Below are 10,718 nucleotides of genomic sequence, written 5' to 3' on the forward strand. Positions count from 1 at the left end.
GATACTGGACGGGCCCAGTCGCCAGGAGGAGCCCATGCCGATCGCCACCCCCGAGGTCTACGCCGAGATGCTGGGCCGCGCCAAAGAGAACTCGTACGCCTTCCCGGCCATCAACTGCACCTCGTCCGAGACGGTCAACGCCGCGATCAAGGGCTTCGCCGACGCCGGCAGCGACGGCATCATCCAGTTCTCCACCGGCGGTGCGGAATTCGCCTCCGGCCTGGGGGTCAAGGACATGGTGACCGGCGCCGTGGCGCTGGCCGAGTTCACCCGCGTGGTCGCGGCCAAGTACCCGATCAACGTGGCCCTGCACACCGATCACTGCCCCAAGGACAAGCTGGACAGCTACGTGCGGCCGCTGCTGGCCATCTCGGCGCAACGCGTGGCCGCGGGCGGCGATCCCCTGTTCGGATCCCACATGTGGGACGGCTCGGCCGTGCCGATCGACGAGAACCTGATCATCGCGCAGGAGCTGCTCAAGGAGGCTGCGGCCGCCAAGATCGTCCTGGAGATCGAGATCGGTGTGGTGGGCGGCGAGGAAGACGGCGTCGCCCACGAGATCAACGACAAGCTGTACACCACGCCGGAGGACTTCGAGAAGACCATCGATGCGCTGGGCCACGGCGAGCACGGCAAGTACCTGCTGGCCGCGACGTTCGGCAACGTGCACGGCGTGTACAAGCCCGGCAACGTCAAGCTGCGCCCCGACATTTTGGCCCAGGGGCAGCAGGTGGCCGCGGCCAAGCTGGGTCTGCCCGACGGATCCAAGCCGTTCGACTTCGTGTTCCACGGCGGGTCGGGCTCGCTGAAGTCGGAGATCGAGGAGTCGCTGCGCTACGGCGTGGTGAAGATGAACGTCGACACCGACACCCAGTACGCGTTCACCCGCCCGATCGCCGGCCACATGTTCACCAACTACGACGGCGTGCTGAAGGTCGACGGCGAGGTGGGCGCCAAGAAGGTCTACGACCCGCGCAGCTACCTGAAGAAGGGCGAGGCATCGATGACCGAGCGCGTGGTGGAGGCCTGCGACGACCTGCACTGCGCCGGAAAGTCCGTGGGCCGCTAGCCCGGCTTCGCCGAGCGTGCACTCATGGCGAAATTCCGGCTCGAAACTCGCCCTGGTTGCACGTTCGGCGCTGAGGGGCGCTAGAGCCTAGCCGCTGGGGGACTGGCAGATCTTCCACTGCTCGTCGCGGTACTGCAGGTCCAGGCTGCGGGTCGACCGCAGCGAGGGGTCGTACGCCATGAACGTGGTGACGTTGGCCTCGGCGTGCTGGCCGTTGACCACCACCTGGTCGATGCTGGCGATCACCGGATACTGCTTGGCCGCCGAGACCCGGCGGTAGGTCTCGTCCCACGAGTGCTCGTCGTAGTCCGCGTATCCGTCGCGGGTGGTGCCACACGTGATGGTGCGCAGCGTGGTCAGATCACCCTTTTGTATCGCGGTGTCGAAGCTCTGGATCGTGGTACGAACCTGGTCTTCCTGCGAGACCTTCGTGTGTTTGCCGCGGGTGAGCAGCACCGTACCCAGGATCGCGATCGCGGCCACCGCCAGCACGATCAGGACCAGCGCCAGCACCCAGCCCCAGTTGAACTGCCGAGACGTGCGGAGCTTTCCTCCCAGCCGGGGCGGGATCGATTGCGGCACAGCCGGTTTGGCGGGCTGACCGAACTGTGCGGTCTGACCTTCCGGCGGTGTGTGGAACACCTCCGTGGCGGGCTCCGGGGTGGTGGCGATCACCGTGGTCTCTTTGGCGTCGAAACCGGGCGCGGTGAAGCGGCGCTCGCGCTGCTGGCCGTCCGCATCCTCCTGGGGATCCGCCGGGTTGCCGCCGGAATCGGGTCTGATCACCACGGTCTCGGTCTCGGAGTCGCTCGGTACCAGCGGGACGCTCTCGGTCGCGTCCTCGCCTGATTGCGCGGCCCATTCGTGCCCGGGCGGATTCGGCGCGCCGCTGCGGTCGGGCTCGGGTGGCTGGGGCATGAGTACGGCTGTCCTCCGCTATCGGGTGGGGTAGTTGGAGAGCTTAGCGACCCGTCCCCCTCGATGGGGTGATGGTCGAGGTCCGCCACCCCGGCGAAACGGGGCGGCTGCAGAATAGGAGCCATGACGCCGCCGCGAGACCTCCTGGGACCTGATCCGACACTGCTGCCGGGCGACCCCGACGCCGAGGCGGAGCTGCTCGCCGGCGAGAAGCCGGGGATCGTCGCCGCCGCGCACCCGTCGGCGTCGGTGGCCTGGGCGGCACTGGCCGAGCAGGCGCTGGCCGACGACCAGGCCATCACCGCCTACGCGTACGCCCGCACCGGCTATCACCGCGGCCTGGACCAGCTGCGGCGCAACGGCTGGAAGGGTTTCGGCCCGGTTCCCTATGCGCACGAGCCGAACCGCGGATTCCTCCGGTGTGTGGCGGCGCTGGCGCGGGCCGCCGACACGATCGGCGAGCCCGACGAGTACCTGCGCTGCCTGGACCTGCTCGACGACTGCGACCCCGAGGCGCGCCCGGGCCTGGGGCTCTAGAAGTTTTCCGAACAGCCCGCGTCGCCCGGGGTGTCGATCTGGACGGTGGCGTGCTGCAGCCCGCGGGCCGACAGCACCGCACGCGCGTCGTGCAGCACCCGGGTGGAGTCGCCGGTGCTCCGCAGGTGCGCGGTGCACATGTCCTTGCCCGGCGACAGCGTCCAGACGTGCAGGTCGTGCACCTCGGACACGCCGTCGACGGCGCCCAGCGCCGAGCGCAGCTCCTCCACGTCTATGTGGGTCGGCGACGATTCGGAGAGGATCCGCAGCGCGTCGCGGGCCAGCGAGATCGCGCGCGGCAGCACCCACAGCGCGACCAGCACGGCCACCACCACGTCGGCGTACGGCCAGCGCGTCGTCACGGTCACCACACCGGCGATCAGCACGCCCAGGCTGCCGACGCTGTCGGCGACGACCTCCATGTAGGCGCCCTTGACCGCCAGGCTCTCCCCGGAGTGCGACCGCAGCAGCAACGCGACCGCCAGGTTGGCGAGCAGCCCGGCCAGCGCGACCACGATCATCGGCACGCCGGGGATCGACGGGGTTTCCCTGAGCCGCTGGATCGCTTCCCAGAGGATGAACAGCGCGACGCCCATCAGCAGGCCCGCGTTGGCGACCGCCGTGAACACCTCGGCCCGGTGCCAGCCGTACGTCCGTGACGGTGACGAGCTGCCCCGGCGGGCCAGCGTCACGGCGGCCAGGCCCATGAAGACGGCGACGACGTCGGTCAGCATGTGGCCCGCGTCGGCCAGCAGCGCGATCGAGTTGATCAGCAACGAGGTGGTCAGCTCGATGACGAAAAACGCCGCCAGGATTGCGGCGGCGGCAATCATGCGGGGAATCAGCCGGGACCCGTCGGTCTCGGCGGGACTGTGATTGTGGCCGGCGCCCATGCCGTGCAATATATGCGGATCCGCGCATATATGGCAAGGGTCAGAACCAGCGGCTCCAGAAGCGGGTCAGCACGTTGCCCGCGGACACCAGCCACGTCGGCACACCCGAGAACTCGAACAGCCAGAGCACCATCTGAAAGAACCAGTGGCTGGCCGCCAGGAGCAGGAACAGCAAAATGAAAAAGCCGTACTGCTTGGCCGGCGCCACCGCGCGCTGCGTCTCGGGACTCAGGTGCGGCTCGAGGGCGTCGTAGCCGTCCAGGCCCGGGATGGGCAGCAGGTTGAGCACCACCGCGGTCAGCTGCAGGAAGCCCAGGAACGCCACGCCCGCCCAGAGCACCTGGTGGAAGGGGTCGTAGAACAACCGCGTCAGCGCCAGCAGCAGCACCGCCAGCACCAGGTTGGCGGCCGGGCCCGCCAGGCTGACCAGGCTGCGCCGGTTCGGGGTCATGAACCACGTCCGCACGTACACCGCGGCGCCCGGCAGGCCGATCCCGCCCAGCGCGATGACCACCATCGGCAGCACGAGCGACAGCGCGGGATGGCTATAGCGCCGCGGATCCAGCGTCAGGTATCCGCGCACGGCGGCGTCGTGGTCGCCGAATCGCCAGGCGGTCACGGCGTGGCCGAACTCGTGCAGGCACAGCGACACCAACCAGCCGGCGATGACGAAGGTGAACACGCCGAAATACGCCAGCGGCCGCACGGTGCTGCCGGCCAGCCACGCCAGCACGCCGCCCGTCGCCGTCAAGGCCAGCAGGGCCAGGAAGATGGGGCTGGGTCGGACCGATTCGCGCCGGGCGGGCAGGCTCACCGGTCGAAACTAGCGGACCGCCAGCCAGCCTTCGACGTTGCGGTAGAACGTCGACCGCCGCGCCGGGCGCGACGCGGGCACGCCGTCGCGCACCACCGTGACGCCGGTGCTGCCCAGCTGGACCGCGCGGCCGGCGACCCAGCGGCGCCGGCCCGTTCGCACGCGGGCGCGCAGGCCCGGGACGGTCAGCGTCGGCTCGACGTCGACGGCGGGGGCGTCACCGTCGAACAACACGGTGTCGTCGACGACGGCCTCGCCGCGCAGGCGCCGGTCCTCGCCGGGCAGCCAGCCGGCGCGCCCGACGACCACCGACCCGGTCTCGTCGCGGACCAGGGTCACGCGCCGGGCGGGCCCCTGCCGGGCTCGCCGCGCCGCGCGCCGCCCGGCGGGCAGGCGGTAGATCCGGGTCGCGCGGGTGCGGCGGCGCGGCACGTAGGCCACCTCGACGTCGAGCCGGTCTGCGCGCAGCAGCCGGGTCAGCACGGCGGCCAGGTCGGCGTCGGCGCCTACCACGACGAGCCGGCGGTAGGGGCCGATCGCGGCATCGATGCCGGCCGAGTGAACCGGCATGCCGGTCAGCGGGCGTGGCACGCGCCGATCGCCGAACAGCAACACCGCCACGGCGGGATCTTCTCGCGTCACGTGCCGTCCACGTCAACAGTTCCAATATCCTTGTCGTTCAACATCTTTCGTCCGAACAGCGGCCAGAACGTCTGTGCACGAAACGATCTCACCATAACGACACAGTCACAACATGATCTCGGACTGCGAAAATCGTTGCGCCACCGCCTGGTAGCAACCGGATACTTTACTCCTGCCACGGGGTCAACGAATGGGTGGCCAAGAGAACGGAGAACTGCCATTCGCCGACTCATCGCCGTCTTCTCAACCGCGCGAACCGCGCCGTTCGGGCCTGTTACCGGCCCCACGCGCCTCCATTGCTGACGAAGCAACTCCGCCGTGCTGGTGCCGTAGCGTTCTCGGCCGTCCTGCTGTGCGTCGGGCCGGCGACCGCCTCGGCCGACGAATCGATCGTGATCGACTTGGTGCGGCACGGCCAGTCGGAGGCCAATGCGGCGGGCGTGATCGACACGTCGGTGCCCGGAGCGGTACTCACTGCGCTCGGCCAGCAACAGGCGCAGAACATCGCCACGGCGCTCGCCGCGAAGGGGTCGGTGGCCGGAATCTTCGCGTCGCAGTTGGTCAGAACGCAGCAGACCGCGGCGCCGTTGGCGTCCATGCTGGGAATGAACGTTCAGGCGTTGCCGGGCCTCAACGAGATCGACGCCGGCGTTTTCAATGGCCTACCCCAGTTCAGCCTTGCGGGGCTGGTGTACCTGCTCGGCCCGGTGGCGTGGCTGCTGGGGCTGCGCATCGTGCCGATGCTGGCTCCGGGCTCCACCGACACCAACGGGTTCGAATTCGACAGGCGCTTCAACGGCGCACTGCAGACGATGTACGGCAACGCGGTGACCAACGCGAGTCGCTTCAACGACTCCCTGCAATTGATGTACGGCAATGCCCTGGCCAACCCGGTTCGGTCCGTGGGCGGCAAGATCACCGAAGTGGCGGTCTCCAGCGAGTTCGCGATCGGCGTCGGCACGATGATGAGTGTCAAGAACCCCGATCCGCTGCTCTTGCTCTTCGATCCGCTGCCCAACGCCGGCATCGTCGAGATCCAGGGCAACCCGCACGATGGCTGGACGCTGGTCAGTTGGAACGGGAAACCCGTGTGGCCGGGGTGGGCGGCCAAGAAGCCCGGTCGCGACAGGAAGGGCTTGTGCCTGATGTTGGACGCACCGACCCAAGGCGGTGTGTGTGCGGCCAAACCGTCGGAGACGGCCAGCGCTCCGGCCGCCGGCGCACGGGCGGAAATGCCGCTCAGCGGGCGGCCGCCCGGATGAGCAGGGGCCTTGGCACAAGCCCGTCGCTACCCGACGTTTAGGATCGCCACGTGAGCGCGCCAAGCAAAGACGCGTCCGGCTACGCGCACGGTGCCGTAATGGTCAACCGGGGCGCTGGTGCAGGTCGGCAGCTCGAGCCAACGGGCGATGCCGAAAACCGTGGCGGCGCTGCAAGATACGGCGCGTTGCCAGCAGGGCCACAGTAAGCAGGCGGGAGCAAGTCATGCCGGCAATCGTCCTCATCGGCGCCCAATGGGGCGACGAGGGCAAAGGTAAAGCCACTGACCTGCTCGGTGGACGCGTGCAGTGGGTGGTGCGCTATCAGGGTGGCAACAACGCCGGGCACACCGTCGTGTTGCCCAGCGGCGAGAACTTCGCGCTGCACCTGATCCCGTCGGGAGTGCTGACCCCCGGCGTCACCAACGTCATCGGCAACGGTGTGGTGGTCGACCCCGGCGTGCTGCTCGACGAGCTCAAAGGCCTCGAGGACCGCGGCGTGGACACCACCAAGCTGCTGATCTCCGCCGACGCGCACCTGCTGTTGCCCTACCACGTGGCCATCGACAAGGTCACCGAGCGCTACATGGGCAACAAGAAGATCGGCACCACCGGGCGCGGCATCGGGCCCTGCTACCAGGACAAGATCGCCCGCCAGGGGATCCGGGTCGCCGACGTGCTCGACCCCGGCCAGCTGACCCACAAGATCGAGGCCGCGCTGGAACTGAAGAACCAGATCCTGGTCAAGATCTACAACCGCAAGGCGCTGGACCCCCACCAGGTCGTCGACGCGCTGCTGGAACAGGCGGAGGGGTTCCGCCACCGCATCCGCGACACCCGGCGGCTGCTCAACGCCGCGCTCGAGACCGGCGAAACCGTGCTGCTGGAGGGCTCCCAGGGCACCCTGCTCGACGTCGACCACGGCACGTATCCCTATGTGACGTCGTCGAATCCGACCGCCGGCGGCGCGGCCGTCGGCTCCGGCATCGGGCCCACCCGCATCACCACCGTGCTGGGGATCCTCAAGGCCTACACCACCCGCGTGGGCTCCGGACCGTTCCCCACCGAGCTGTTCGACGAGAACGGCGAATACCTGTCCAAGACCGGCGGCGAGTTCGGCGTGACCACCGGGCGGCGGCGTCGCTGCGGCTGGTTCGACGCCGTGATCGCCCGCTACGCCACGCGGGTCAACGGCATCACCGATTTCTTCCTGACCAAACTCGACGTGCTCTCCAGCCTGGAAACGGTGCCGATCTGCGTCGGCTATCGCATCGACGGCGAGCGCACCACCGACATGCCGATGACCCAGACCGACCTCGCCCGCGCCGAGCCGATCTACGAGGAGTTGCCGGGCTGGTGGGAGGACATCTCGGACGCCCGTGAATTCGACGACCTGCCCGCCAAGGCGCGTGACTACGTGCTGCGGCTGGAAGAGCTTGCCGGAGCGCATGTTTCGTGCATCGGCGTCGGTCCGGGGCGGGAACAGACGATCGTGCGCCGCGACGTCCTGGCGGCCCGCCCGTGACCCACCCGTCACCTGAGCCGGATCCCAAAGAACTCGACCCCGAATACGAACACCACGGCGGCTTTCCCGAATACGGCCCGGCCAGCCCAGGCCCGGGATTCGGCCGGTTCGTCGCGGCCATGCGGGCGCTGCAGGACCTGGCCGTGTCCGCCGATCCCGGCGATGACCTGTGGGACGACGCGGCCGACCGCGCCGAGGCCCTGGTGCGGCTGCTGGGACCGTTCCAGGCCGACGAGGGCAAGGCGCCGGCCGGGCGGACGCCCGACCTGCCCGGCATGGGCAGCCTGCTGCTGCCGCCCTGGACGCTGACGAAATACGCTCCGGACGGCGTCGAGATGACCGGCTACTTCAGCCGGTTTCACGTCGGCGGGAACCACGCCGTGCACGGCGGCGTGCTCCCGCTGCTGTTCGACCACATGTTCGGCATGGTGTCGCACGCCGCCGGGCGTCCCATCAGCCGAACGGCCTTCCTGCACGTCGACTACCGCAAGGTCACCCCGATCGATGCGCCGCTGTCGGTGCGCGGCCGGGTCACGAGCACCGAGGGCCGCAAGGCGTTCGTGGCCGCCGAACTGCTCGACGGCGACGAAGCGGTGCTGGCCGAGGCCAACGGGCTGATGGTGCGGCTGCTTCCCGGGCAGCCCTAGGGCGCTCGGAACCGACCTATCCTTGAGCGGTGACTGACGGCTTCACCGAAGGACAAGACGACAAGACGAGCGTGCTCGCCGTGCCATCGCAAGCGCCGACGGAAGAAGCGGACATGAGGCCGCGCGTCGTGTTGCTGGGTTCCGGAGACCTCAGCCGGGAACTGGCGATCGCCCTGGGGCGACTGGGCGCCTCGGTGATCGCCGTCGACGAGCGCCCCGCGGAGGCGGTCGCCGATCAGTCGCTCACAGTGCCGTTGACCGACGCCGACGAGCTGACCAGGGCGGTCCGGGGTGTACGGCCGGACGTTGTGGTCACCACCACCGACACGGTCTCGCCCCAAGCGCTCGAGGGCCTCGAGGGCGCGCAGCTGGTGCCCGGCGCTCGCGCGGTCCGGCTCGCCGCAGACCGGGAGGGCCTGCGCCGGCTGGCCGCCGACGAGTTGGGGTTGCCCACCGCGCCGTTCTGGTTCGTCGGCTCCCTCGGCGAACTCGAGGCGGTCGGCGCCCACGCGGGCTACCCGCTGCTGGTGAAGCCGGTGCTCGCCGCAGCCGGGCGGGGGCAGTCGGTGGCTTCGGGCCCCGACGACATCGCGGCGGCCTGGCAGCGCGCGACGGGAGGGCACGGGGAACAGCACCGGGTGCTGGCCGAGACCGTGGTGGAGGTCGAGTTCTACGTCACCCTGTTGGCGGTGCGCAGCGACGGGCCCCAGGGTCCGGTGATCGACTTCTGTTCGCCCATCGGCCATCGCGAGGGCCTGGAGTCCTGGCAACCGCAGCAGCTGAGCCCGGCGGCGTCGGACGCCGCCAAATCGATCGCCGCGCGGATCGTCAAGGCGCTCGGCGGCCGCGGCGTCTTCGGCGTCGAATTGATGATCAACGGCGACGAGGTGTACTTCGCCGACGTCACGCCCCGCCCCGCCGACAGCGCGTGGGTGACGGTGCGCAGCCAGCGGCTCTCGGTGTTCGACCTGCAGGCCCGCACCATCCTCGGCCTGCCGGTGGACACCATGATGATTTCGCCGGGCGCGGCGCGCCGGGTGCAGCGCGCCGACGGGCCGGCCGCCGCCCTGGCCGGGGCGCTGGCGGTGCCGGAGAGCGACCTGCGCGCCGTCGGGCGCGGATACCAGGCACTGGCGACGGCGCCCGACGTGGCTGCGGCGCGCGAGCGCGCCCGCGAGGTGGCGAACCGGTTGACCCAACGACCTCGTTACGATCCGAGTTCATGAGCACAGAGCGCGCAGGCTACGCCGGAGACATCACGCCAGAGCAGGCATGGGAACTGCTCAACGACAACCCGGACGCTGTGCTGGTCGACGTGCGCACCGATGACGAATGGCGGTTCGTCGGGGTGCCGGACCTGACCAGCCTGGGCCGCGAGGTGGTGTTCATCGAGTGGAACAGCTCTGACGGCAGGTACAACGAAAACTTCGCCGACGAACTGCGCGACCGGGTGCCCGAAACCGAGGCCGAACGTCCGGTCATCTTCCTGTGCCGCTCGGGCAACCGCTCCATCGGCGCCGCCCAGGTTGCCACCCGGACCGGCATCACCCCGGCCTACAACGTGCTGGACGGGTTCGAGGGTCACCCGAACGCGCGGGGGCTGCGGGGCGAATCGGGTTGGCGCGCCATCGGATTGCCCTGGAAGCAGCTATGACCGACCCCTCGGGGGAGTCCGTCCGCACCCCCAAGGCGCTGCCCGACGGGGTCAGTCCTGCCACGATCGGCGTGCGCGGCGGGCTGCTGCGCTCGGGATTCGACGAGACGGCCGAGGCGATATTCCTGACGTCGGGCTACGTCTACTCCTCGGCGGCCGTCGCGGAGAAGTCGTTCACCGGCGAGCTCGACCACTTCGTGTACTCGCGGTACGGGAACCCGACCGTGACGATGTTCGAGGAGCGGTTGCGCCTGATCGAGGGCGCCCCCGCGGCGTTCGCCACCGCGAGCGGAATGGCGGCGGTGTTCACCGCGCTGGGCGCGCTGCTGGCCGCCGGGGACCGGCTGGTCGCGGCGCGCAGCCTGTTCGGGTCGTGCTTCGTGGTGTGCAACGAGATCCTGCCGCGCTGGGGCGTCGAGACCGTCTTCGTGGACGGCGACGACCTCGCGCAGTGGGAGGAGGCGCTGTCCGTGCCCACCGCGGCGGTGTTCTTCGAGACGCCGTCGAACCCGATGCAGTCGCTGGTGGACATCGCCGCGGTGGTCGAGCTCGCCCACGCCGCAGGCGCAAAGGTGGTGTTGGACAACGTCTTCGCCACCCCGCTGCTGCAGCAGGGCATTCCCCTCGGGGTCGACGTGGTGGTGTACTCGGGCACCAAGCACATCGACGGTCAGGGCCGGGTGCTGGGCGGCGCCGATGGAGCGGTTGCCCGAGCGGCACAGGAAGATGACCGGACGTTCGGCCTCGGTTTCGGGCACCC

The 10,718-nt window shown here is 69.6% G+C and carries 12 protein-coding genes; 8 read left to right on the forward strand and 4 right to left on the reverse strand.

What is annotated here, in order from left to right:
- Positions 1-34 precede the first annotated feature (34 nt).
- A complete protein-coding gene (gene fbaA, locus A5709_RS01260; RefSeq protein ID WP_067944212.1) occupies positions 35-1,069 on the forward strand; it encodes a class II fructose-bisphosphate aldolase in 1,035 nt (344 codons plus the stop codon).
- Between the two features lie 87 nt (positions 1,070-1,156).
- Here the strand turns inward: fbaA and A5709_RS01265 are convergent, their stop codons facing one another.
- A complete protein-coding gene (locus tag A5709_RS01265; RefSeq protein ID WP_067944197.1) occupies positions 1,157-1,987 on the reverse strand; it encodes a hypothetical protein in 831 nt (276 codons plus the stop codon).
- Positions 1,988-2,110: 123 nt separating this feature from the next.
- On the opposite strand from A5709_RS01265, the gene A5709_RS01270 reads away from it, so the two are divergent.
- The gene (locus A5709_RS01270) at positions 2,111-2,524 is read left to right on the forward strand and encodes a DUF3151 domain-containing protein (protein WP_068117403.1); all 414 of its coding nucleotides are present in this window, start codon (positions 2,111-2,113) and stop codon (positions 2,522-2,524) included.
- On the opposite strand, the gene A5709_RS01275 is transcribed toward A5709_RS01270, so the two are convergent.
- From A5709_RS01275 to A5709_RS01285, 3 genes are read right to left on the reverse strand one after another with little or no spacing between them, the layout of a single operon-like run.
- Positions 2,521-3,417 (reverse strand): cation diffusion facilitator family transporter, encoded by an 897-nt coding sequence (locus A5709_RS01275; protein ID WP_067944199.1) that lies wholly within the window; start codon positions 3,415-3,417, stop codon positions 2,521-2,523. The genes A5709_RS01270 and A5709_RS01275 overlap by 4 nt on opposite strands.
- A 40-nt stretch (positions 3,418-3,457) precedes the next feature.
- Complete coding sequence (locus A5709_RS01280; protein ID WP_067944200.1) at positions 3,458-4,231, reverse strand: site-2 protease family protein; 774 nt, start codon at positions 4,229-4,231, stop codon at positions 3,458-3,460.
- A gap of 9 nt (positions 4,232-4,240) precedes the next feature.
- The gene (locus A5709_RS01285; protein WP_067944202.1) at positions 4,241-4,873 is read right to left on the reverse strand and encodes a peptidase M50; all 633 of its coding nucleotides are present in this window, start codon (positions 4,871-4,873) and stop codon (positions 4,241-4,243) included.
- Positions 4,874-5,169: 296 nt separating this feature from the next.
- Here A5709_RS01285 and A5709_RS01290 point away from each other — a divergent pair, with 296 nt between their 5' ends.
- From A5709_RS01290 to A5709_RS01315, 6 genes are all read left to right on the forward strand, one after another.
- Entirely contained in the window at positions 5,170-6,135 is a 966-nt protein-coding gene (locus A5709_RS01290; protein ID WP_068117406.1) for a histidine phosphatase family protein, read from the forward strand.
- Positions 6,136-6,358: 223 nt separating this feature from the next.
- Complete coding sequence (locus A5709_RS01295; protein WP_068012185.1) at positions 6,359-7,657, forward strand: adenylosuccinate synthase; 1,299 nt, start codon at positions 6,359-6,361, stop codon at positions 7,655-7,657.
- Entirely contained in the window at positions 7,654-8,304 is a 651-nt protein-coding gene (locus A5709_RS01300; protein WP_068117410.1) for a PaaI family thioesterase, read from the forward strand. The genes A5709_RS01295 and A5709_RS01300 overlap by 4 nt, the downstream gene beginning before the upstream one ends.
- Before the next feature lie 29 nt (positions 8,305-8,333).
- The gene (gene purT / locus A5709_RS01305) at positions 8,334-9,530 is read left to right on the forward strand and encodes a formate-dependent phosphoribosylglycinamide formyltransferase (RefSeq protein WP_068117413.1); all 1,197 of its coding nucleotides are present in this window, start codon (positions 8,334-8,336) and stop codon (positions 9,528-9,530) included.
- Positions 9,527-9,958, forward strand: a complete 432-nt coding sequence (locus tag A5709_RS01310; RefSeq protein ID WP_067944210.1) for a rhodanese-like domain-containing protein — start codon at positions 9,527-9,529, stop codon at positions 9,956-9,958. Before purT ends, A5709_RS01310 begins: the two co-directional genes overlap by 4 nt.
- Positions 9,955-10,718, forward strand: a 764-nt coding sequence (locus A5709_RS01315) for a PLP-dependent transferase (RefSeq protein WP_231986812.1), incomplete at its 3' end; no start/stop codon positions are given. The genes A5709_RS01310 and A5709_RS01315, both read left to right, overlap by 4 nt.

Origin of the sequence: Mycobacterium sp. E1386, assembly GCF_001672745.1 — a bacterium.
Lineage (GTDB): Bacteria > Actinomycetota > Actinomycetes > Mycobacteriales > Mycobacteriaceae > Mycobacterium.

Coding starts and splice junctions, on each gene's coding strand:
- A5709_RS01295 (WP_068012185.1), top strand. CDS start 6,359: ATGCCGGCAATCGTCCTCATCGGCGCCCAATGGGGCGACGAGGGCAAA.
- A5709_RS01270 (WP_068117403.1), top strand. CDS start 2,111: ATGACGCCGCCGCGAGACCTCCTGGGACCTGATCCGACACTGCTGCCG.
- A5709_RS01265 (WP_067944197.1), bottom strand. CDS start 1,987: ATGCCCCAGCCACCCGAGCCCGACCGCAGCGGCGCGCCGAATCCGCCC.
- A5709_RS01310 (WP_067944210.1), top strand. CDS start 9,527: ATGAGCACAGAGCGCGCAGGCTACGCCGGAGACATCACGCCAGAGCAG.
- A5709_RS01275 (WP_067944199.1), bottom strand. CDS start 3,417: ATGGGCGCCGGCCACAATCACAGTCCCGCCGAGACCGACGGGTCCCGG.
- fbaA (WP_067944212.1), top strand. CDS start 35: ATGCCGATCGCCACCCCCGAGGTCTACGCCGAGATGCTGGGCCGCGCC.